The organism is Salinisphaera sp. G21_0 (assembly GCF_017744115.1).
GTDB lineage: Bacteria > Pseudomonadota > Gammaproteobacteria > Pseudomonadales > Endozoicomonadaceae > Endozoicomonas.
This window is the reverse complement of the sequence record NZ_JAGHQW010000003.1, coordinates 50811-74948: the sequence shown is the minus strand read 5'-3', so window position 1 is coordinate 74948 and position 24138 is coordinate 50811. Positions and strand designations below refer to the sequence as shown.

Annotated in this window: 14 protein-coding genes; all 14 read right to left on the bottom strand. The window is 50.9% G+C overall.

From position 1 onward, the window contains the following. Nucleotides 1–108: 108 nt before the first annotated feature. Complete coding sequence (dnaE, locus tag J7439_RS02210) at nt 109–3618, bottom strand: DNA polymerase III subunit alpha (RefSeq protein WP_209200055.1); 3510 nt, start codon at nt 3616–3618, stop codon at nt 109–111. A gap of 189 nt (nt 3619–3807) precedes the next feature. Continuing rightward, on the bottom strand, nt 3808–11625 hold the full coding sequence (locus tag J7439_RS02205; protein ID WP_209200054.1) for an AAA family ATPase: 7818 nt from the start codon (nt 11623–11625) through the stop codon (nt 3808–3810). Nucleotides 11626–11914: 289 nt separating this feature from the next. Next, nucleotides 11915–12268 (bottom strand): hypothetical protein, encoded by a 354-nt coding sequence (locus tag J7439_RS02200; protein ID WP_209200053.1) that lies wholly within the window; start codon nt 12266–12268, stop codon nt 11915–11917. A 346-nt stretch (nt 12269–12614) separates the two neighbouring features. Then, complete coding sequence (rnhB, locus tag J7439_RS02195; RefSeq protein WP_286198143.1) at nt 12615–13232, bottom strand: ribonuclease HII; 618 nt, start codon at nt 13230–13232, stop codon at nt 12615–12617. Then, nucleotides 13229–14419 carry a lipid-A-disaccharide synthase gene (lpxB, locus tag J7439_RS02190; RefSeq protein WP_209200052.1) on the bottom strand — a complete coding sequence of 397 codons (1191 nt, stop codon included), beginning with the start codon at nt 14417–14419 and terminating at the stop codon, nt 13229–13231. Before lpxB ends, rnhB begins: the two co-directional genes overlap by 4 nt. Further along, the gene (gene lpxA, locus J7439_RS02185) at nt 14419–15201 is read right to left on the bottom strand and encodes an acyl-ACP--UDP-N-acetylglucosamine O-acyltransferase (protein ID WP_209200173.1); all 783 of its coding nucleotides are present in this window, start codon (nt 15199–15201) and stop codon (nt 14419–14421) included. The genes lpxB and lpxA overlap by 1 nt, the downstream gene beginning before the upstream one ends. A 71-nt stretch (nt 15202–15272) precedes the next feature. Continuing rightward, nucleotides 15273–15713, bottom strand: a complete 441-nt coding sequence (gene fabZ / locus J7439_RS02180) for a 3-hydroxyacyl-ACP dehydratase FabZ (RefSeq protein ID WP_209200051.1) — start codon at nt 15711–15713, stop codon at nt 15273–15275. Between the two features lie 105 nt (nt 15714–15818). Continuing rightward, entirely contained in the window at nt 15819–16832 is a 1014-nt protein-coding gene (gene lpxD, locus J7439_RS02175; RefSeq protein WP_209200050.1) for a UDP-3-O-(3-hydroxymyristoyl)glucosamine N-acyltransferase, read from the bottom strand. 6 nt (nt 16833–16838) lie between these two features. Continuing rightward, on the bottom strand, nt 16839–17348 hold the full coding sequence (locus tag J7439_RS02170; protein WP_209200049.1) for an OmpH/Skp family outer membrane protein: 510 nt from the start codon (nt 17346–17348) through the stop codon (nt 16839–16841). 100 nt (nt 17349–17448) lie between these two features. After that, nucleotides 17449–19764, bottom strand: a complete 2316-nt coding sequence (gene bamA, locus J7439_RS02165) for an outer membrane protein assembly factor BamA (RefSeq protein ID WP_209200048.1) — start codon at nt 19762–19764, stop codon at nt 17449–17451. 176 nt (nt 19765–19940) lie between these two features. Beyond that, nucleotides 19941–21344, bottom strand: coding sequence for a sigma E protease regulator RseP (rseP, locus tag J7439_RS02160; protein ID WP_209200047.1), 1404 nt, complete (start codon nt 21342–21344; stop codon nt 19941–19943). Continuing rightward, nucleotides 21341–22555, bottom strand: a complete 1215-nt coding sequence (gene ispC, locus J7439_RS02155) for a 1-deoxy-D-xylulose-5-phosphate reductoisomerase (protein WP_209200046.1) — start codon at nt 22553–22555, stop codon at nt 21341–21343. The genes rseP and ispC overlap by 4 nt, the downstream gene beginning before the upstream one ends. Nucleotides 22556–22558: 3 nt before the next feature. Then, nucleotides 22559–23362, bottom strand: a complete 804-nt coding sequence (locus tag J7439_RS02150) for a phosphatidate cytidylyltransferase (protein ID WP_209275685.1) — start codon at nt 23360–23362, stop codon at nt 22559–22561. Then, on the bottom strand, nt 23356–24135 hold the full coding sequence (gene uppS, locus J7439_RS02145; protein WP_209200044.1) for a polyprenyl diphosphate synthase: 780 nt from the start codon (nt 24133–24135) through the stop codon (nt 23356–23358). Before uppS ends, J7439_RS02150 begins: the two co-directional genes overlap by 7 nt. Nucleotides 24136–24138 lie beyond the last annotated feature (3 nt).

The window sequence follows — 24138 nt, the reverse complement described above, 5'->3', positions numbered from 1 at the left end:
CATGAAAGATGATTTTATTATTCCATCCAGTTTGACTTATTCCCGAAACAGGAAAGCTGCACAAGACTCAAAGTGATCATTTCATACCTCAAATCCACCAGCACTTTCTCAGGCATACTCAACGTTAGCAGCATTTTTGCCAAGCCACTGCCTGAGTTCCAGCACTAATTCATCACTGGGGCTCACCAGCCATTGCTCGCCGAGCATCAGGCTGGCACGGGCATCGTCACGATGGTAATCAATCCTGACCGGAAGCCGCCCCGGCTGCCCGCCCAACATGGACGACAGTTTTCGTTCGAAATGACCATCAATCTGCTCATGGGAAACCTCAAGAACCAGGCGACGGGCATAATGGCTGCGGGCATCCACCACTTTCATCACTTTTTTCGAGCGGACCTTCAGGCTGCCAGAGTAATCATCAAAGGTGACCTCCCCTTCCACCACCAGCACGGCATCTTTATGCAGCAGGTGTTGATACTCGCCAAACACATCGGCAAACACCGACACTTCAATCCGTCCGGTGCGATCATCCAGGGTAACAAACGCCATTTTGTCCCCCTTCTTGTTTTTCATCACCCGCATATCCACCACCAGCCCGGCAATATTCTGGCTATCGCCCCGGGCGGGCTGCAGGTCTTTGATACGGTTGCGGATAAAGTGCCGGATTTCACTTTCGTATTCATCAATAGGGTGACCGGTCAGATAAAGCCCAAGGGTATCCTTCTCGCCACCCAGACGAACCTTATCCGTCCATTCGCTGGTTTTCAGATAAGTGTCGTAAACAGCCTCTTCTCCGGCGGGGACCAGGGCACCAAACATATCCATATGGCCGGAATCCAGGCTCTTGGCCGCCTGATCTGCCGCTTTGATCGCCTCAAGCTGGCTCGCTTCCAGCACGGCCCGGTTGAAATTCAACTGTTGCGGCTTTTGTGGGACCGGCCCAAGCAGATCCAGCGCCCCGGATTTGATCAATGCCTCCAGCACCCGTTTGTTGATGCTTTTGGCATCCACCCGCTCACAGAAGTCAAACAGGTCCTTGAATGGACCACCCTCTTTACGAGCCCGGACAATCGCCTCAATAGGGCCTTCACCCACGCCCTTGATGGCCCCCAGTCCATAGACAATATGGCCATCGTCATTCACGCCGAACATATATTCGCCGCTGTTCACGCTGGGTGGCAACACAGTCAGCCCCATATCCCGGCACTCCTCGATAAAGGTCACCACCTTATCGGTATTCTGCATATCGGAACTCATGACCGCCGCCATAAACTCCGATGGATAGTGCGCCTTCAACCACAATGTTTGATAGGAAACCAGGGCGTAGGCCGCCGAGTGGGATTTGTTAAAGCCGTAACCCGCGAACTTCTCCACCAGGTCAAAGATCTTCATGGCCAGCTCACCATCAATCCCCTGGCTGATAGCGCCCTCTTCAAAGACTGCCCGCTGCTTGGCCATTTCTTCCGGCTTTTTCTTACCCATGGCCCGGCGCAGCATATCCGCACCACCCAGGGTATAACCGGCCAACACCTGGGCAATCTGCATCACCTGTTCCTGATACAGAATAATGCCGTAAGTGGGCTGCAAAATAGGCTGAAGCCACTCGTGCTGATACTGGGCATCCGGGAACGAGAGTTCCTCCCGGCCATGCTTACGGTTAATAAAGTTGTCCACCATCCCGGACTGCAGCGGACCAGGACGGAACAGGGCCACCAAAGCGATAATATCTTCAAAGCAATCGGGCTGGAGACGCTTGATCAGATCTTTCATCCCACGGGATTCCAGCTGGAAGACTGCCGTCGTTTCCGCCCGCTTCAGCATGTCGTAGGAGCTTTTATCTTCAAGATCGATGGCTTCAATGGCCAGAGGCTCTTCACCCCGCTGCGCCCGGCGGGGGTTAATCAGTTTCAGGGCCCAGTCAATAATGGTCAGCGTTCTCAGGCCCAGAAAGTCGAACTTCACCAGACCAGCGTATTCCACATCATTCTTGTCATACTGGGTGACCACCCCTTTACCGTGCTCATCACAGTAGAGCGGAGCAAAGTCCGTCAACTTGGTGGGGGCAATCACCACACCACCGGCGTGCTTGCCGACATTTCGGGTGATCCCTTCCAGCTTCAGCGCCATCTCCCAGATTTCCGCCGCCTCTTCATCGGACTCCAGAAACTCCCGAATGGCTTCTTCCTGTTCAAAGGCCTTACTGAGGGTCATGCCGATTTCAAAGGGGATCATTTTGGAAAGACGATCCGCCAGACCATAAGACTTACCCTGAACCCGGGCCACATCCCGCACCACCGCTTTGGCAGCCATGGTACCGAAGGTGATGATCTGGGAAACCGCATTGCGTCCATAGGTTCGGGCCACATAATCAATCACCCGGTCCCGCCCTTCCATACAGAAGTCAACGTCAAAGTCGGGCATCGACACCCGCTCAGGGTTCAGGAATCGCTCAAACAGCAGGTCGTATTTGATCGGGTCCAGATCGGTGATTTTCTGGGCATAGGCCACCAGGGACCCGGCACCGGAACCACGCCCCGGCCCCACAGGAATACCGTTATTTTTAGACCACTGGATAAAGTCCATTACGATCAGGAAGTACCCGGGGAATCCCATCTGCAAAATGGTGTTCAGCTCAAAGTCCAGTCGCTCCCGGTAGATTTTTTCGGTTTCCGGAAAGTCCGGTGCCGAGGTATCAAACAGAAACGCCAGACGCTCCGTCAGGCCGTCATGGGAAAATTCACGGAAAAACTGATCCATGGTTTTCCCTTCTGGCACGGGATATTCCGGCAGAAAGTACTCACCCAGTTTGACATTAATGGAACAGCGCTGGGCAATGGCCACGGAGTTGGCCAGGGCCTCGGGAATATCCGCAAACAGCTCGACCATCTCATCTTCAGACTTCAGGTACTGCTCTTCGCTGTAGCGATGTTCCCGGCGGGGATCATCCAGAACCACACTTTCGCCGATGCAGACCCTGGACTCATGGGCTTCGAAATCATCCCGGGTCATAAACATCACATCATTGGTGGCCACCACCGGACAGTTGAATTCTGCCGCCAGAGCCACGGAACCATGAACGCACTCTTCATCCCCTGCCCGGTTGGTGCGGTGCAGCTCCAGGTAGAAGCGATCAGGAAACGCCTCCATCCACTCCTGCAATATCTCACCCGCCAGTGGCTTTTTGCCCGATAACAGTGCCCGGCCAATCTCACCTTCCCTGGCACCGGAGAGCGCAATCAGGCCCTCTGACTGAGCCATGATCCACTCCCGTTTAACCAGTGCTTTTTCATGGTGTTGATTTTCCATAAACGCCCGGGAGATCAGCTCGGTCAGGTTGTGATAACCCTGCTCATCCATACACAGCAGCACCAGACGAGACGGTGCATACTTGTCCGTCGGATTTTCCACCCAGAGGTCAGCACCACAAACAGGTTTGATACCCGCCCCCATGGCCCCGGAATAAAACTTCACCAGCGCACAGAGGTTGGACTGGTCGGTCACCGCCACCGCCGGTGTGCCAGAACCGGAAATCGAGCTGATCAACGGTTTTATTCGCACCAAACCGTCGCTGAGGGAAAACTCGGTATGCACCCGTAAGTGGATAAATCGTGCAGTCATGGGAGAAGGAGGTCCTGAATGGCAATCGGGTAATGATAACAATGAAGGGATGCACCTAACAAATTAATATTTAATGCAATATTTAATGCCAATTAAAAAACAAGTGTTAAATTCCAACATCAAAAAAGTACATTCAAAAAAACAGGGAATTCTTTAACCTCAATTTCTCGCAATCCTCGCTACGGATGCTTAAGTCCGACAGTCTCTATTTAGTAGTAACTCATAAATCGACTTAAAATTCACCGTATTCAGGAATTCCCTGGCAATGGTGGTTAATTCCTCAGATTTAAGCACCAGCGCATTGTCCGTGTTGTGTGCCTGACTCAAATAACGGGCCTTAACAGATTTTTCAAGAGCAGAATTATTCTGTGTTTTCGTCATCATGGCATACAGCTCTTCCGGTGAGGATACTTCATGGGCACCATATCTGTTGGAATACCTGCGTCCGACAGAAGCCTCAAGAAAACAATAAGTTAAACGACCGCCCCTGGTTTTTGTCATATGATACAGGTAATAAGTGAATGCCTGGTAAATAGCCTGTTTAACCATAGCGTTAGGGACACTTGAATTGCCATTACCCGGCACATGGAGGGAATTTATAATTGGCTTGTACCTTGTCCAGATTTCCTTGGTTTTTTTATTATACTCTTCAGACTCTTTTTGATTTCGACTGCCTTCTCGCTTCGCTGGAAGACGGGCAGACCTGTGAGTTTTATTGGTATCTCTTCTGGGTACTTTACGAACTTCAGCGAAATATTGAGTATATGTCAGACTATGCCTGAAGTTTGTTTCCATAACCTGCCATGGTTCTGATGGATAATGGGCTTCAACTTCATCCGCGATAACTGTGTAGGCCCAATCAGGCTTACCCAGTATAATAACCGGGCGAATGCCAGTCTTACTGGCGTTAAACTGTGGAAAAGCGGGCTTTCTCACCAACATTCGCTCAATGTCCGGAATGCCCTCAGGGTTGTCCGTCCAGGACAACTGTAAAGACGAACAGTCGATTTTTTCTACCAGGAATGGCGAAACCCCATTAAAGCTTTGGGTTACAAAAAAATGATTGTCTCCTTTCAGTTCCCAATCGTAATAACTCAGCCACTTCTGGCTATTCATTCCCGGAGTCAGCAATGCTTTATACCACTGTCCCAAGTAATTGACGGCCTGAGCCTTCAATTCCTTTACAGTTTCCAGACGTACCATCAGGTCATGATACTTACGAGCTGGAATAATATCGGTATAGCATCTTTGCGGGGGTCTTAGCCAACCCGCCTTGAATGCTTCAACGGCAAACTGAATGACTGGGGGGTGGGCTGAATTACTCTCTGTCAGTATATCCACAATTGAACCCAACCAATGATCATGATCATTATAACGGTTGTGAACAATCGCTTTTGAGTAGAGCGCCTTGAGCAGCCCGCTCACCTGATCTTCACTACTGCTGGACAATATTTGACTCACCGCCTCAGACATCGGTTTATAGTAGGTACAGGAATTCCTACAAAACACCCTGCCAATCAACCCAGATTCATCAACGTTCAGTGTCTCTTTCTTTTCCAGGATTGAGACGCCCAGAGAAAAACCGGTTAAGTCTTTTTTTTCCCAAAGCCTTCTTACCACCTCGCTGGTACTTGGCACTTTACTTGGTAATGCACAGCCTGCCTCAAGGGCTTTGTGCAGATCTTTGATACTCCAATTATAAGCTTTGGCAAGGCGCTGCTGTTGCTCTGGATCAGTACTTTCCAGAAACGCCTTAATCTTCTTTGACTCGGTGCTGGAACCACCTCCCTGCCTGAAAGGCTGAAAGTCAGGTTCGATTCGTTTTACATGTTTTACAGGAGCGCCTCCGAGATCCTCTGGCTTCCAGCTCATGCCGCCATCCAGTGAATACTCCGGATACAGGTGGTATTTAGCTCTTACTGCGCGAGCAGGAATTCCAAAATAGCGGCAGAGCGCCACAAATATGGGCGTTCTGTGTTGACAACTGCCCTGTTGACGCCACAGCAGAAAGCGAAAAAAACCTTCACCACCTTCATATTTCTCTGAGCCTTTAAAATTTTCGCAATACTCTGCTATTGCAGCAATACGATCTTTCAGGGTCTTTGCCGACTGAATACAATGAATCTGTTTCTTTTGATTCTCTGGCATATCAGCTGCTGCAAAGCCGTTAAAGAATTCAGTTAATTGTAACTTCATGGGATCAGAAACAGTGCAGTCTAACCTCGCATCGCCAGATTGCTGCAATAAATCCAACGTTTCGACCGATAGTTTTTTACACGAACTTTTTGTCACTCTTTTTTCTACAACGTAGTTAACTGTTATTTCCTGATCATCCCCGACATTTGGAAAACGCACCATGTGAAGGCCTGTATACCTGTCTTTTATCAACCGGTAATCCAGAGACGGTTTTATTCGCCAAGCCTGGATAGTTTCATCCGGGTTCAGACCTGGCAGGTAAAAATACTTATCCTTGTCTACCCACAGGCAATGAACACCCAGGCTCTGCCCACTGCCCAGGGTTACTTCTCCATCAGGCAGAGCGGAGGGAAGCACCACCTCAAAACCGAGCGCCCCGGGGCTGAAACTTCGTAGTTCAACATTACCCTTATTATTCAAAGCCACATCAAAGACCTCCAGGCGATACATCCTGGGGCTTTCACGAGAGGAAAAAATCTTTCTCTCCACCAACTGAGGTAACTCTCTGTGTTCATAAGCGGTATCAACATCCAAATGCAGAATCGTTTTGGCGGGTAACTCTGCCTGTTTATCAAGAGGCAGGGTATAGTTTGCGGAAATAGTGGAAGCCTCTGTTTCGCCATTTTCCCGTGGTGCAGATTGAGCAGCTGAATGGTCAGAGAGTGGCTTTCCCGGAGAGTTGTATGTATCGCCACTTTTTACTGAAACAGCACCAGGATATTGTCCATCAATAACTTCCTCTTTTTTTGCCCGTTTCTGGTCTATCGCTTCTGCGCCGGAACTGTGAAAATCTGACCTTTTTCGAGTACCCTGCCTATTGCCACTGCAGGAATAGTGTCTGACGGGGTTTGAGACTATCCGTGAGATTTTCTGCCAAAAGGCAGGCCACAAAAAAACCTTGTTGGCATCCCATGCACTTATCTGTTTGTCAGCTTCCCGGAAGTATGGCTGGTTAGTGGATATTTTCAGTGTTTGCTTTTGGGCATCCGTCAGGGTAAAGACTGTATTTGCCTCCACCCCAGTGTGATTAAACCTGTGATCAAACCAACAGTGCTGCCAGTATCGATAAAGAGTCTGGGTCAGAGTATCATCCGCATCTTTCGGTTTCGGGGAGAGATCCGAAGCCAGCCATTGGGCCTGAGCCACACGCTTGATGATTTCCGTTCGGGCCTCTGCATCACCCAGGTCAGCCTTGATTTGTATTTCATGGTGCTGTTCATCAATATGGTTGAGATTGCTGCGACGTATCAACCAGGGGCGATCAGAGCCAAGCTTCGTGTGGTGAAACCAATTGCAAAGTATAGGATCAATCCCCCACTGGCCAATGGGCACAGCCGATAATTCCGGCAATTTCTCCAGGGTTGCTCTGACCGCTATAAAATAAAGGTGATAGTGATGATTGATGTGTTGACGGAGCGTATTTTCGGTAAAGTCTCCTTCTTTAATGACGGCCCTGGCCAGATTTTGTAAATCCAGGCCGGTGGGCTGCAAGGGCAGGCCTTGCTGTTGCAAACAGGCCCTCAGTTGACAGTGCCACTGTGTCAACAATTCAGCAGCGGACTTGCCCTTTGGCGTTTGTGGCAACACTTTTTCAACAATGGCCTGCAGTTCCGCCGGATTATATTGTCGGATAGGCAAATGGCGGAAACGTCCTTTCAACGCCGGTGATAACGGTTTTCGTCCACTGTACCGGGGAGGATTGGTGGTGGCAAACAGGTGGAACCCCGGATGAGCGTCACCGGCCAGAATATCATTGAGTTCCCCTTCCAGGTGCTGGCTATCAATCAGATTCAATTCAGAAATGACTACGATGCCACCGTTGACTTTCGCCCGCTGGATGGCTTCGCACACTCTGTCCCAGGGACAATCCCCGGCATTGCAATAAAATACCTCCGGCATGGATTCTCCCCGCTGTGCAACCTGCTGTTTGAAGCTTTCAATCAACAGGTTCAGGGTGACATCCTTACCCCGCCCGGCAGGGCCTTCAATCAGGGTAGCCTGACGACCATGATGTTTGCTGACGTGATGATGCGCTTGCTGACATCGGCTTAAATCCTGACCAAGCCGTTGCACCAATTCACTGACCGCTGATCCGGAGGTATCAAACTCCGGCCGGGTTTGTAACGTCGCCCGGATAAAAGTGTTTCGTATACCCTCCAGGACCTGAGTATGTACCAGGTCTCTCAACGTGTTGTCTACCCGGTCATGGGCAGAAAACCAGAGTTCCAGTGCTGTCCTGGCATCCTGACTCACCCCGGGAATTTCTGAGCCCAGTACATCCTGAAAACTCTGCAAGATCAACCCATCCACCCGTTCACGGGTAACGCTGCCCTGTCTGTGCCCATTGGATAATGCACGATCCAGATACCAACCCACCCAGCTGCAGATATCGGTCAAATCCCTGGGAGTAAACTCATGTTCCGGCAGCAATTCCGGATAGTATTGCCAAAGCACCATCATACGGTCACTGGCGCTTCGTACAATGTCGTCTGTTTGCGGTTCTGGCAAATACCGTTGTAACTGCCTTAGCAGAGCAGGTTCAACCACCCGGTCCCTGAGATAAGCCCGATTTAAGGGAAGGTAGTATGCCCCGGGCAGTTTCTCCTTCAGCACGGGGTCTAATTGGCGTCCGGCGTAATGGACCGGGTTCCCGGTCAAAATCACTCTGTGCTGAGCAGTCACCTTAACCGGGTGACCGTTAACATAGATGCACGGTGTCGGCTCCCATAAACCATTCAGTGAAGCCTGCAATCCGGTATTGGCCAGATTGGCCTCATCCAGAACCACTGTGACATAATGACCGTCAGCGGCAGGTTGAGTATTGGCCCATTCCAGTAATGCCCTCTCTTGTAATGCCATATAACGATCACCACCGGTGCCGGTATTTTCCCGCCATTGCCAGCGTTTCATCAGGGTCTGTTCGCTGTCGCAGGGGCCAAGAGAAATCAGCGAAGCCAATCCAGACGCCTCGGCAGTTTTGGCGGCAAAATAACTTTTGCCAGTCCCGGTTTCTCCCTGCAGGAAAATGACGGGAGAATCCTCAAGCCGGTCATAGAGCCTGGATAAACGACGAAGTTCCCGATCCTTCTGGTTAACCGAGCCGTAATAAAGATCATGGGCCAGCGCCTGAAGCGGAGCCTGAGCGCAACCTTGCCATTCAAGTGATTGCGCCAGCAGGTGCTCCAGCCGCGCAATGCGCTCCGGTTCATTTTTTCTGGCTACTCTCTCCTGGCTAATACGATAACAATCCGTCGCCAGAGTATGAATGGCATCCGATCGGGTCTGTACTGAATATGGACGTAACTGCCAGCCAGAAGCCAGCGCATCTTCCAACCGCCTGATCTGATTTTGTGGCCTGATTGTTAACTGTTGGTACTGCTCTGCCAGCAGTGGATCAACCTGCAGCTGAAAAGCCACCGAACTTCGCAGCATCCGGGGCGTTTGTGCGACAATCAAGGCGCAGAGGCAATCCATACATTCGTCGGACATGTAGGCTCGAAATGGACTTTCATAGAACAGTTGTGGTTGTTCAAAAACAGTATTGGCAAATACAGTCGGGCCAAAAGCCCTGGCCAGTTGCCACACATTGAGCCTGACAAAACTCCTGTCTAACGGCTGGGCGCTGCTAATGACAGCATTCAACCGCTCAGGATCCACCCAGGCAGTTTGCGCTGCATCCGGTAATAACTGCCTGCAAGCCACCTTCATAAAATCACGAACTGACGGATTCTGCCGGGTGCCATGACTGAATACGCTATTGATGGCTTTGCGCCAATGGCAGGGTTGCAGCTGTGGTGCATGGTCAACCTGCTGTGCCCGCCGGGCAGCCAATATCAGGTTATTCAACATCCCTTCTGTGATTTCAGGCAATGGATGACAAAGGGTGGCAGGTACGGTTTTAAAAGCTTCGCAGAGTTGCCTGAGCACCTGTTCCGGGAGTTCACTCCGGGACATACCATGATGTTCGGCGGTGATATTCCAGATATCTACCGGTGGACATGACTCTGCGGCGGCGATCATTGCGCTCCATACCGGGGATGGGCTTTGTGCAAGCCCGGGCCAGAGTACGGTAATACAAGCTTTCGGGTAAGCCTGTAATGTGCCGTTAACCAGCAGAGGTTGTCCATATACCAGGGGCTCAAGCAGCTGCTGAAGCTTTGGATTGCTCTCCAGCCCGCGGAATACAACGGGCTTTCCCGTGCTCAAAGCTGCCTGCAAGCCGCTCTGACAGCGGCCAAAATGCGCCTTTTGCTCCGAGGTGATAAAGATATTGTCAAACAACTGGCTGAAGCCGGTCTGGTTATTGATCTGTATCACCAGGGGCGTTCCCTGATGACCATTAATCCAGTGATTTGCCTGGGCACTGTGCTGATAAGTCACTGTGTTAACGGGAGCGTGCCCCCCGGTATTATCTTTACAGCCAATGTAGCTGGCCAGTTCCGGTTGCCCGGCTTTTTCTGTCAGCCCAAGTGATTGCGGTTGCCGCTGTGAATGATCGACCTGAAGCTTCGGTTTTACCCCTGTGGTCTGGTGGATATTCTGCAGTGCACCCAGCAAAAGAAACCAGAGCGCTTCACTGAGAGGTGAAGTGACGGTCACCACGTCACCGGCCTTAACCTGGTCCAGCAAGCTGGTGTTAGGAAACGCAAAACCCTCCTGCCCGATACTGATTGGCCCCAACCATTCCGTAATATTGCTATGGTTAATGATCAACAGGTTTTGTGGCTCGTTACAGGCAAGTCTTGCATCCCCCCAGTTAGCCATGGTTTGAAACAGCGATAGCAGCTCGTCATCTCCCACCGGCATCCGGTAAAACTGAATATCTTCTGGCAGAGTACAGACAGCCCCGTTGCTCTCATAACGCTTTTGCGCCAGCAGTTGGCGAATGGTCTGTTCAAATGCCAGATTATTCCAGTCGGCTCCTTTGAGAATCACCCGTTGCCCGACTTGCAATTGCTCAAATTTGCCAGACAGATGCCGGATACGCCCCTGCTTATCCACCGCGGGTCCACCAAAAAACAGCTGTCGCCAATTACTGTGCAAATGACAGTGGATAATAACGGTATTGCCATCATCCATAGCACTGTCCGGGGGGAGTTCAGCCAATACCGGTGGCACATCACCGATATCCATTGTCTGGTCATTGCCATTGTCTGCGTCAAACTGCCAGGTATTGCCCGGTCGATTAATTCGTCGCCAGAAATCCGCACCCGGTGCTTCGTCACTTTTCCCCGCCATTGCCAACTGCCCATGACTGGCCAATACCAGCAGCGAAACATGTTTACCCAGAGCACGTTTTTTCTGAGTGACTTTGTCAAACAGACAAGGATTATCCGGATCCAGCAAATCATTAAGTTTTGGCAGCTCTTCACTGGTGAGCGTTCGGATATCGATAACCAGGGTCAAAGGCTCGTTATTTTCAAATAGCTTGCCCGGTTTCAAAGAGTGATGACCGGTCCCGGCAATACTCAAGCGGCTGAGCAGGTTCCCCTGCGAAAGATCATCCGGATGCGAAAGAATGACTACGTCTTGCTCATGGGTTTGAGCAGATAAAAGATGTCGAACCTGATTATTATTAGCGACAAAACGAAAATCAAAGGAATGGGAAGACCTCAGGTCTGGTGAAACCTGTAAGCATACAGTTCTCGCATTGTCAGACAGCGGAATCCGGGGTGACGTTAAATGCAGCCTGGATTGTACTTCATCGCACATATCCACTGGCTTTAACGGTTGCTTCAATTTTGCCTTTTTGGCCAACAAGTTACGCTCTGATTCCAATCGTACATTGTTGCCACTATTTTGAATGTTCATAGATCCCGCTACTCCATTATCCATAAGGTTCTTTTTGGATTACAGACTGCTGAACTATTCTTTGCAGAAAAAAACACCCGGTATCAGAAATGACACCTATCAAGAAATACTGATTTAAAACTGAAAGTTGTCAGGTAGTTTAGAACACAATTGGAGTTGTTCAGGCGAGGATTTGTGGCTAAAAGGCAGTTCATAATCGGAGCCTGAAGCGGAGTCGAAGTGCGGTACTCCGCTGCAGGTTGAGCGAGGTATACGAATATTAACGCTTTTCTGCACCAGGAGTTATGTACTACTGCTCCTCAACGGTCAGGTAACCCGCCTTGGCGTGCTCGACCTGTCGCTCCGGAAGCGGCTTAAAGCACGGGCAGTCATCTATGCAGATACAGACGACAGCAGTACCACAAGTAGCAGCAGCACAAACAGGTAGGCCGGTACCGATAACTGCAGCTGTTTTCCAGCTGGAAAGAGCACCACCAATAAGAGAGGCTAAACCGGTACTCCCCGCGATAAGGCCAACAGTCGTGACAGCATCTCTTTTAACAGTGGCGTTACAATTAAGGGTATAATCTGATATACGATATTTCTCAGGTTGTGGCTGCGTGGTCACGGGCGGAAAAGGCTTATATGGATTCATACCATTCATATTGAAATTCATTCTTATAAACTCAAATTTTCTGTTGCTGACACAACAAAGTTCCAGATTCTTTCTTGTTTTCAGAAAGGCTTGAAATACTCAGTGTTAGTGAGCTTGTTATTAGAGTGAGTTATTAAGCAAAAGTTCCTTCAGAATTATCACCATTTGGTCACAGCAGGCATGCCGGTTAACTGCCCTCCTGCGCTACGCAATGTCTCTCGTAAAAGTACCAGCTCCTCACAGACACTGTAAATCTGACCTGACAACGCCCACATTGAAATGACTGTATTATTGCGCCCCAAAGACCTGCACAGGCCAAGCCTGGCAGGGCTTGTTGCGCCGGTTGCTTTTTATTTCAACTGACCACGTCAGCCAGGAGCTCACGAACCGGCTTGAAGGAACGACGATGGACGGGAGCTGGCCCCAACTTTCTTAATGCTTCAAGGTGGACTTTAGTAGGATAACCTTTATGCCCTGCGATGCCATAACCCGGCCACTCCCTGTCCATAATCAACATTTCCCGGTCGCGGGTCACCTTGGCAATAATGGAAGCGGCAGCAATCTCAGGAACACGGCTATCGCCTTTTACAATGGCTTCAGCACGACAGGAAAGCGTTGGACAGCGGTTACCATCGATATAAGCCAGTTCGGGCCTGACCGATAATCCCTCAACGGCACGCTGCATTGCCAGCATGGTGGCATGGAGAATATTCAGCTGATCAATTTCTGCTACTTCAGCCCTGCCCAGTGACCAAGCCAGGGCGTTATGACAAATAACGTCAAAAAGTGCATCCCGCTTTTTCTCCGACAGTTTTTTGGAATCATTCAAACCTTCAATCGGGCGGGCAGGATCCAGGATGACAGCAGCAGCAATCACCGGGCCACACAGCGGACCTCTGCCCACTTCGTCAACACCGGCAACAATGATTCCTGTGTCACTGATGTCACACCAGCCAAATTGATTTTGCTTCATTGACTCTCTACCCGCCGCCTGGTCTGCTGAATAACTGATATCACCGCTTCATAGGCCAGCCTGCTGGCATCCTGCTTCAGTTGATGGTGAATCTCCTTAAAAGACTGTTCCAGAGCCCCTCTGTACGCCTGATCCTCAATGGCCTTCCTGATCAAAACCCGGAGATTTTCAGGAGTAGCATCGTCCTGTAACACTTCAGGCACCAGCGCTTTGTCCGCCAGAAGATTGGGCAGTGAGACATATTTGACCTTAACCATACGGCTGACTATGGCAAAACTGAGCGGTGCCATTTTATAACTGACAACCAGCGGCTTTTTATGCAGTGCAGCTTCAAGAACAGCGGTTCCCGAGGCGATCAGAATCGCATCCGAGGCGGCCATAACCGATTGCGCCTGACCATCATAGACCGTTACGTCCAGGTCTGGAAACTCACTGACAATGGGTAGAAGTTGCTTTTTTCGTCGCTCATTGGCACAGGGAATTAAAAAGCGGGCATCCGGGAAATCTTTTCTGAGCAGGCGGGCGGTCTCGAGAAATAGTTGACCAAGTTTGGCTATCTCTGGTTTTCGGCTGCCTGGCAAGAGCCCGATTACCGGCCCACCGCCACGACTGACACCCAGGGTATGTCTGGCTGCGTCCTGATCCGGATGCATGGAAATCTGGTCAGCCAGGGGGTGGCCAACGAAGGTCACAGGTACACCATGATCCCTGTAATAGTCCGCTTCAAACGGGAGCAGTGCCAGCATATGGTCTACGGAGTGCCGGATTTTTTTCAGACGGCCTTCACGCCAGGCCCACACCTGGGGGCTGACATAATGCACGGTTGGAATACCGGCAGCTTTCAGCCTGCGCTCAAGGGCCAGATTAAAATCAGGGGCATCAATACCAATAAATACATCGGGCTGGTCGGCAATCAGCCGCTCCCGCAACTGTTTGCGAATACCCAGCAGTTCTCGCAAACGACCCAGGACCTCAACCAGCCCCATCACCGATAACCGCTCCATGGGGAACAAGCTGTCAAAACCCTCTGACTGCATCAGGGGACCGCCAATACCATAGCAGTAAGCATCTGGGTAATGTCGTTTGATTTCCCGGATCAGCCCGGCCCCGAGAATATCCCCTGAGGCTTCTCCTGCAACCAATGCCACACGTAATGATAACCCCGGGGAAGAAACAGCCGACTGCATCACCGGGTAATACCACGGCTTGATGATTTCAGAGAGTCAATCAGCAGTTGAATTTCCGGTAACGGCTCCATACTCTCGAGACGATCAATCGCTTCAGCCGTTCTCAGCCCCTGACGGTAAATGATCTTGTAGCACTGTCTCAGTTTGCTGATCAGTTCAGGCGCATATCCCCGGCGACGCATGCCTTCAAAGTTCATACCATGGGCTTCAGCCGGATTACCGCTGGACATGATAAATGCCGGCACATCCTTGAACAGTGCCGTATGGGCAGCGCTCATACTGAAAGCACCAATCTTGCAGAACTGATGCACCGTCGTGTAACCACCCAGGATGGCGCTATCACCAACCATCACATGACCGGCAAGTGCCACATTGTTGGCAATAACACAGTTGTCGCCTATAACACAGTCATGGGCCACATGCACATAGGCCATCAGCAAATTGTTACTGCCAATAGCAGTCAGCCATTGATCCTGAATGGTGCCACGATGGATGGTACAACCTTCACGGATAATATTGTTATCGCCAATCACCAGGCGAGTGGGTTCACCAGCGTATTTTTTATCCTGACACTCTTCACCAACACTGGAAAACTGAAAAATACGGTTATTTTTCCCGATCACCGTCGGGCCCTTGATCACTACATGAGAGTGAATACGGCTACCCATACCCACTTCAACACCCGGCCCAATATAAGTCCATGGCCCAACTTCAACATCTACACCAATACGGGCACCCGGTTCGACAATGGCCGACGGATGCACTTTGGCGGTTGGATGAATATCGGCTTGCAACGGGCTAATGGTTTCAACCGCCCCGGCAGCTTCAGAATCAGTAACGGAGAGTGTGTCGCTCAAGATTTTATTTCCTTTCTTGCACACGTAACTTCTGCATTGCAGACAATATTACCATCAACCACCGCCTCACAGGCAAATTTCCAGATATCCCGTTTCAGTGCCAACAGTGTTGCCCGGAGAATCAGCTGATCACCGGGAACCACCGGTTTGCGAAAACGGACCTTATCCGCTCCGGCAAAAAAATAGATCGTGTCGCCATCCGTCTTGCGAATGTGGTAACCGAGAATACCTGCCGACTGAGCCATCGCTTCAATAATCAACACCCCTGGCATCACCGGATGCTGTGGGAAATGACCATTAAAATGCGGCTCATTACTGGACACATTTTTAAGACATTCGATGGTGCCATTTTCTGTATCCACATGAAGAACCCGGTCCACCAGCAGAAAAGGATACCGATGGGGCAGGATCTCCTTAATGACCTCAATTCGTCTCATTCACCTTAAACTCTAAAACAGAAAAAGGCTGGACAACCAGCCTTTCCTTTACCGTAAAAATTCTTACCCTGGTAGCAGCCAGGTTTCAGTGGACTTATATCAGTCTCACTGTTTCTCCAGCTGTTTAACCCGCCTGGCCAGATCATCCAGTTGCCGGAAACGAACCACGTTTTTCCGCCACTCACGACTCTCCATAAAACCAGTACCGGAAGAGTAGGAACCAGCCCTGGTAATTGAGCGCGTAATCATGGCCATGCCACTGATAAACGTCCCATCAGCAATGGTCAGATGACCGGCAAAACCGGCGGCTCCGGCAATAGTACAGTTTTTACCAATCTTTGTACTTCCGGAAATACCGACACCCGCGGCAATAGCTGTGTTCTCGCCGATTACCACATTATGAGCAATCTGAATCAGGTTATCGAGACGGACACCACTGTGTATTTCCGTATTACCCAGGGCACCACGGTCAATACAGGTGTTGTTGCCAATTTCGACATCACTGCCGATCACCACACCACCGATCTGGGCGATTTTGTACCAGCGGCCATCTGCGTGTGCATTACCGAAACCATCACCACCGATCACCGCTCCGGAGTGGATGATGGTTCGATCACCGATGGTGACACCATGGCAGACCGTAACATTGCGATGCAGGTGGACATCGGCACCAAGCACGGAGTCGTGCCCCACCACAGTACCGGCATCAATGCGAACACCGGCGGCAATCTGAACGCCTGCCTCAATAACAACGTTGGCACCAATGGCAGCGGTCGCATCAACAATCGCTGTCTCATCAACCACGGCACTTGGGTGGATACCTGCATTGCCACCACGGTCAGTATCGAACAGGGAGGAGAGCCGGGCATAACCCAGGTATGGGTTATCAAGAACCAGGGCATTTCCGGCAAACCCATTGGCGGAATCCGGGCAGAGAATAACCGCACCGGCCTGAGTGGTTTCCAGATATCGGGCATAGGCCGGATTGGCCAGAAAGCTTAACTCATGCCCCCGGGCATCCTGAAGGGTATTCAGACCTGAGACCTGCTTATCCCCATTTCCCTGCAGTCGGGCACCACACTGTTCTGCCAGTTGGGACAAAGTATAAACATCAGTCATGATTCATTATTTCATCTGGTTGAGGCTTTCGATGACCTTGCGAGTGATATCAATACCAGGGCTGCCATAGATGGCCATCTGACGATCAATGACCAGATCCAGCTTTAATTCACTAATAACGGTATCGATGGCAGTCTGCAGTTTTGGCCGTAGCTTTTCACGCTCAGCATTATCCGCTTCTGCTTTGTCAGTCTGATACTGGCGTCCTTTCAGTTGCAAATCTTCATACTTGCGCTGCAACTCCAGCTGGCGAACTTTCAATTGCTCGGCGCTCAAAGTCGGGCCATCTTTTTGCAGTTTTTCCTGCATATTACGAACTTCACTCTCCAGCTTCTGCAGAGCCACTAACTGAGGCTTGAACTTGGCTTCAGACTTTTTGGCGTATTGTTTGCCTGCATCGGATTCACTTAACACCATCACCGTATCAAGCACACCCACTTTAGTGCCAGTAGTGGCTGCATTGGCCAAAGGGGCTAGCATAATCAGGGCCAGGAATGCCAGTCTGATGGATTTCAAAATAAATCTCCTGAAAACGGTAAAAGGAGGCATTATAAAGAAAAGGTGCCTGATAGCACCTTTTAATTACGTAAAATACCCTCTTTCAAGAGGGCTTTGCTTAGAATGGAGTACCCAGAGAGAACTGGAAGGTCTGGGTTTCATCCCTGCCTTTGGCATTCAGAGCCTTAGCCAAACTGAAAGTCAGCGGGCCAAGGGGGGTAATCCAGGTCAGGCCCATACCAGCACTGTAACGCAGCTCGCCCAGGTCCGGCTTGTAACAATCAACCACCTGTGAGCTGCAGCTCGTATCAAACACATTACCATAGTCAAAGAACACGCTGGTCCTTAATGAACGCTGATCCTTGACAAAGGGCAACGGGAATAGCACTTCAACCGTACCCTCAAGCAGAACATCTCCACCCATGCTGTTAAAGTCATCACCGTTATCCCGTTGCGCAGCCTTGGGCCCAAGGGAGTTATCATTGTAACCCCTTACAGAACCAAAACCACCGGCATAAAAGTTCTCAAAGAACGGCATTTCTGAAGTGCTGCCATAGGCACCGCCATAACCCAGGCGGGTGGCAAAACGCGCCGTCAGACTGCGGGTAATGGGCTGGAAGTACTGACCTCGATACACCAGCTTATAAAACGTAGTGGTTGAGCCCGGCATCGCGGCAGACAGCGACAAACTCTGGGAATAACCCGCCGTTGGCAGTAGCCCACGGTTCAACTCTGACTGCGACCAGCCCAATGACGCCTTGATATTGGTAAACTTGCGTCCTTCTTCATCCAGATAATCCAGGATAACCTGGGGAGTGCCGGAACCGGTGGTAATTTCCGTACCATCAACCCCGAGACTGAAATTAATGGACTCTGTTTCAGACAATGGATACCCGAAACGAACGTTACCGCCAAAAGTATCAGCCGCATAACTGGAGATATCCGAATCACTGTAATCGTAGGTTCGATAGTAAATATCATAACCACGGGATACACCGTCAATGGTGTAATAGGGATCCATAAAACTGAAATTGTAGAGCTGGCTGACATCACTCTTGTTCAAACCAACAGTGACCTTGTTGCCGGTTCCCAGAAAGTTATTCTGGCTGACCGAGCCACCAAGCAACAGACCATCAGACTGGGAGAAACCAATACTGGCCGTGACACTGCCGGAAGGCTGCTCTTCTACGGTGTAATTAACATCAATCTGATCGCTGGTTCCCGGCACCGGCGGCGTTTCAACATTGACCTCCTTGAAATACCCCAGACGCTCGAGCCGCACCTTGGACTGCTCAATCTTCTGGGTATTGGCAGAAGCACCCTCCATCTGGCGCATTTCCCGACGCAGTACCTCATCATCGGTCTTGGTATTCCCGGAGAAATTAATCCGTCGGACATACGCTCTGCGGCCCGGATCAACAAAGAAGGTCAACTCAACGGTTTTGTTGTCATGGTCCGGTTTGGGAATTCCAGTCACATTGGCAAAGGTATACCCTTCGTTGCCAAGGCGACGGCTCAGAATCTCTTCCGTGGTAGTAATCAGTCTGCGGGAGAACACCTGCTCTGGCTGGGCCAGCAGCAGCTTTCTTGCCTCATCTTCGGGAATCACCAGATCACCGGCCAGCTTAACGTCACTGACTGTGTATTTATCACCCTCAGCAACGTTGACCGTAATGTACACACTCTGCTTGTCAGGGCTGATAGACACCTGGGTGGAGGTAATATTGAAGTTGATATACCCCCGGTCCAGGTACCATGACCGCAAACGCTCCAGGTCACCGGACAGTTTCTCCCGGGAGTATTTATCCGCAGAACTGAAAAATTGATACCACTCGGTTTTCTGCAGCTCAAACAGGTCAATCAGTTCATCCCTGGGGAAGGCCGTATTACCCACAACATTGACATGCTGTATGGTGGCCACCTTGCCTTCCTTGACATTGATGCGCAGCTTCACCCGGTTACGGGGCTGCGCTTCAACATCGGCAGTGATTCTGGCACCGTATCGCCCCTGGGCAACGTATTGACGCTCAAGCTCAAGACGGATCGCTTCCAGTGTGGCCTGCTGGAAAATCTCCCCTTCCGCCAGACCGGACCGCTCCAGACCAGTAATCAGATCTTCCGTCTTGATCGCCTTGTTACCCTTGATCTCAATTGCGCTGATGGAGGGTCGCTCAACCACAGCAACCACCAGAACATCACCTTCACGGGCCATACGAATATCATTGAAATACCCGGTTTGATAGAGCGCCCGGGCGGCCCCGGCAATATCCGGTGATTCAATATCATCGCCAACCTCAACCGGCAGGGCATTAAAAACTGTCCCGGCTGAAACCCGTTGAAGGCCATCAATCCGGATATCTGAGACGACGAAGGCCTGGGCAGCAGGCGCGATGGCTAAAGAGCCAATCAGCAGAGACAACAGTGATCGCTTCATGGAATCCGTTCTTATCCGTGTTCATTTCGCATTAACGTGAAAAACATGCTTTTCAATTTCCACATCGCTATTCATGACGCGCAGGGCGCAAAATGCTTTTCTTTCACCTGGATGTTTGCTGGTCAAACCAATGCTGTTACCACTTCATCAGGCAGTGCGTCAGTCTGACCAACGTATCATTGGAAGAGTCGACTCAGGTCGTTATACATGGCCAGCATCATCACTCCGACAACAAACGTTACCCCGATTTTCAAACCCAGTGTCTGGGTTTTCTCGGAAAGCGGCTTGCCCCTGACCATTTCAACGAGGTAGAAAAGCAGATGACCGCCATCCAGCACGGGTATGGGGAGCAGGTTCAACACCCCCAGGCTAACGCTCAACATGGCCAGAAAATAGAGAAAATTTTCCAGCCCAGACTCAAGCGACGCGCCAGCCACTTTAGCAATGGTTATCGGACCGCTCAAGTTTTTCACCGAAACAAGCCCGACAACCATCTTCCAGAGGGATTCCAGGGTCATGCTGGTCAGTGACCAGGTCGCCCGGGCACCTTTTACCAGCGAATCAATCGGCCCAAACTGTAAATGGCGAATCATGGTTTCTGGCCAGGAAACCTGTTGGACACCTGCACCGATAAAACCGGTTGTCACCCCGTCAGTGGATCGACTGCCCGGGGTCAACGGCATATCCTGACTAACGCCATCCCGCTCAACCAGCAACTGCAGTGTTTGACCAGCATTGTCACGGATCAGTTCAACAAAGTGTATCCAGTCAATGACGGTTTCCCCATTAACCTGCAGGATTTTATCACCCGGCTCCAGGCCATCTCTTGCTGCCGCCCCATCATCCGCTATCTGACCAATGACCGCAGGGATAACAGGAGAGTAAGGCACAATACCCAGGGAACGCACGGGGTTTGGCTGCTCCTCATTAACCAGCCAGTCGACTATCGCGATATTTTTATCCCGGACAGCCCCCTCTGAGGTCTCTCCGGGCTCACCTGCCCGGATAGAGACATCAAGATTTCTGCTCTCACCAATGTAGGACAACAGCTCCATGTTCACGGCCTGCCAGCCCGGTGTTTCCACACCATTAACGGCAACAATTTCATCTCCGGGCTGAATGCCTGCAACGGCAGATGGAGAATCGGGAATCACTTCGCCAACCTGAGGCATCAGGGTACGAACACCCACCATGTACATGAGCCAGAGGGCAAAAATGGCCAGCAGAAAGTTGGCAACAGGCCCGGCAGCAACAATGGCAATCCGGGCAAGGACGGGCTTATTATTGAAGGAAAGGTGCTGCTCATCATCGGGCACTGGCCCTTCCCTCTCATCCAGCATCTTGACATAGCCGCCCAGCGGTACTGCTGCAATACTGAATTCAGTACCGTGACGATCAGTCCAGCGCCATAATGACTTGCCAAAGCCTACGGAGAAACGAAGCACTTTGACACCGCAACGGCGGGCCACCCAGAAGTGACCATACTCGTGAATACTTACCAGTATTCCAAGGGTCACTACAAAAGCAAAAATGGTCTGTGCTGAGCCAGCGATCTCCGACAAGAGCGATTCAAAAATCATGCAACACCCTGCATTTGTGAAACCTGTTTCCGGGCCAGATAGCGGGCTTCCCTGTCAGCTTCCAGCACTTGATCTATGTCGCCGGCATTCATGACCGGTAAGGTCTGCAATGTGGCATTAATAACTTCAGGTATGCGATCAAAACGCAGTTTACGTTCCAGAAATGCATCAACGGCAATTTCATTGGCCGCATTGAGCATAGCAGCCGCTGTACCACCGCTGCGCGCCACGTCCTGGGCCAGCTTCAAACAACGGTAACGCATCATGTCCGGCGCATAGAAGTCCAGTCTGGCGATCTCGGTCAGAGACAGGGGAGCAACGCCGGATGCTATTCTTCCCGGCCATGCCAGGGCATGGGCAATGGGCGTTCTCATGTCCGGATTACCCATCTGGGCAAGTACCGAGCCATCCTCATAATCCACCATTGAGTGGATAATGCTTTGCGGATGAACCACCACCTCTATCTGCTCGGGACGGGCATCAAACAGCCAGCACGCTTCAATAAACTCAAGCCCTTTATTCATCATCGTGGCAGAGTCCACCGAAATTTTACGTCCCATACTCCAGTTTGGATGGGCACAGGCCTGTTCAGGCGTCACAGCGACAAAACTTTCTACCGGAGACTGTCGGAATGGACCGCCGGAAGCGGTCAGCAATATTCGCCTGACCCCTACCCGCTCAAGCCCCCTGTGGTGATCAGCAGGCAGGCACTGAAAAATGGCGTTATGCTCACTATCAATAGGAAGGAGAACAGAACCAGATGCCTTAACCGCATCCATGAATAAGGCACCGGTCATCACCAGCGTTTCCTTGTTGGCCAGGAGTATTTTTTTTCCGGCACGAACCGCAGCCATGGTTGGCGATAACCCTGCAGCACCGACAATGGCCGCCATAACCACATCGACATCGCCATCCGCCGCCACCTGGTTCATGGCGTCCAGGCCGGACTCAACGGAAATGCGCAGACCTTCAGACTGAAGACCTGCCCTGAGCTTATTGGCTGCCTGTTCATCCGCCATAACAATATACTGCGGACGAAACCGACGTGCCTGCTCCAGCATAACATCCGCATTTCTGCCCGCTACTAAAGAATGCACGCTGTATTGGTCCGGGTTCCGCGCAATAACATCCAAAGTACTTTTGCCAATGGATCCCGTGGATCCCAACACACAAACCCGTTGTCTGTCGGATTGAGAGCATAATGCAGTCATGACCTATATACCCCTGACTATCATGACATAAAGAGTAAATATCGGAACGGCTGCAGTCAGGCTATCAATTCGATCAAGCACACCACCATGACCTGGCAGCAGGCTTCCGCTGTCCTTAACCCCCCGGTAACGCTTCAAAACACTTTCCCAAAGATCGCCCAGAACGGAAACCAGAACGGTCAGTATGGTGAGAATCAACAATGATACCCCCTGAAAAAAGCTGACACTGCCAAACAACGTCACAATACTTGCAATCAGCACTGAAAACAGCAATCCCCCGACCAATCCTTCCAGCGTCTTTTTCGGGCTGACCCGCTCAATAAGCTTTGTTTTACCAAAACGCTTGCCCGCAAAATAAGCGCCACAGTCTGCCGCCCAGACCATCACCAGGAGAGTAACGATCAACCAGGCTGAGTCTGGCATTTGCTTGAGTTCATAAAGTCCCAGCCATGGGGGCACCAGAGTCAGCAACCCCATCAATAATCTAAGGGGCCTGCTCTCAAGCCAACACCGGCTCTGGGGATATTGCCTGACAAGGATGAAAGCGACCAGCCACCAGACAACAGCCAGACCAAGAATCAGAGAGGACGGTAAAAAAAGTGTCAGAACACAAAAAACACCAATAGCCAGCGCATAGAACAGACGTACAGATCGCTGTTCAAAACCGGAAAGGTTTGCCCATTCCCAAGCCGCCAGCATAATAATAGCGGCAATAAACAAGCCAAAACCGGTTAACGGTAATAAAAACACGCCTGCCAGCGCCACTGGTGCCAATATGACAGCAGTTATAATTCTTTCTTTCAGCACAGTGTTTCAGCCTCCACTTGCTCGCTGGTTTTGCCAAACCGTCGCTGGCGACGGGCGTAGCTCAGCAGGGCCTGCTGTAATTCATTACGGCCAAAATCCGGCCACAGGGTGTCGGTAAAATAAAACTCACTGTAAGCACATTGCCACAATAGAAAGTTACTGATTCGCTGTTCACCACTGGTACGAATCAATAGATCAGGGGCAGGCAAACCCGACGTACTGAGATGCTGTTCAATGGCAAACTCATCAATATTTTTAGCATCAAGCTCACCACGCGCCACTTTTTCAGCCAGTAGCCTCGCAGCAGAAGCGATATCCCACCTGCCGCCATAGTTGGCAGCAATGACCAGGGTCACTGAATAATCATTGGCAGTGAGCGTTTCTACTTCTTGAATATACTTCTGAATTTCAGGACTGAATCGGGTAATGTCGCCAATGACCTTCAACCGGATGCGTTTTTTCTGCATCCGTCGAGCCTCTCGCTTGAGAACCCCCAGGAACAGGCGCATCAGGCCATTCACTTCAATGACCGGCCGACTCCAGTTCTCGCTGCTAAACGCAAACAGCGTGAGCACTTCAACACCCTGTTCATCGCAGGCTTCAACCACCTCACGAACCCGGTTAACACCCGCGCGATGTCCGGCGAGTCCGGGCAGGTGTTTCCTTTTGGCCCAGCGGTTGTTCCCATCAAGAATGATAGCCACATGGCGCGGCAGCCTCTCTGGCGGAACTCCCTGAATGCCGCTTTTTCCCTGTAACGATGTATTGGCCATGGA

What these genes read in the sequence shown, in the direction of transcription:
- dnaE (WP_209200055.1), bottom strand. Translation starts at nt 3,618, where the DNA reads ATGACTGCACGATTTATCCACTTACGGGTGCATACCGAGTTTTCCCTC.
- J7439_RS02205 (WP_209200054.1), bottom strand. Translation starts at nt 11,625, where the DNA reads ATGAACATTCAAAATAGTGGCAACAATGTACGATTGGAATCAGAGCGT.
- J7439_RS02200 (WP_209200053.1), bottom strand. Translation starts at nt 12,268, where the DNA reads ATGAATGGTATGAATCCATATAAGCCTTTTCCGCCCGTGACCACGCAG.
- rnhB (WP_286198143.1), bottom strand. Translation starts at nt 13,232, where the DNA reads ATGAAGCAAAATCAATTTGGCTGGTGTGACATCAGTGACACAGGAATC.
- lpxB (WP_209200052.1), bottom strand. Translation starts at nt 14,419, where the DNA reads ATGCAGTCGGCTGTTTCTTCCCCGGGGTTATCATTACGTGTGGCATTG.
- fabZ (WP_209200051.1), bottom strand. Translation starts at nt 15,713, where the DNA reads ATGAGACGAATTGAGGTCATTAAGGAGATCCTGCCCCATCGGTATCCT.
- lpxD (WP_209200050.1), bottom strand. Translation starts at nt 16,832, where the DNA reads ATGACTGATGTTTATACTTTGTCCCAACTGGCAGAACAGTGTGGTGCC.
- bamA (WP_209200048.1), bottom strand. Translation starts at nt 19,764, where the DNA reads ATGAAGCGATCACTGTTGTCTCTGCTGATTGGCTCTTTAGCCATCGCG.
- rseP (WP_209200047.1), bottom strand. Translation starts at nt 21,344, where the DNA reads ATGATTTTTGAATCGCTCTTGTCGGAGATCGCTGGCTCAGCACAGACC.
- ispC (WP_209200046.1), bottom strand. Translation starts at nt 22,555, where the DNA reads ATGACTGCATTATGCTCTCAATCCGACAGACAACGGGTTTGTGTGTTG.
- uppS (WP_209200044.1), bottom strand. Translation starts at nt 24,135, where the DNA reads ATGGCCAATACATCGTTACAGGGAAAAAGCGGCATTCAGGGAGTTCCG.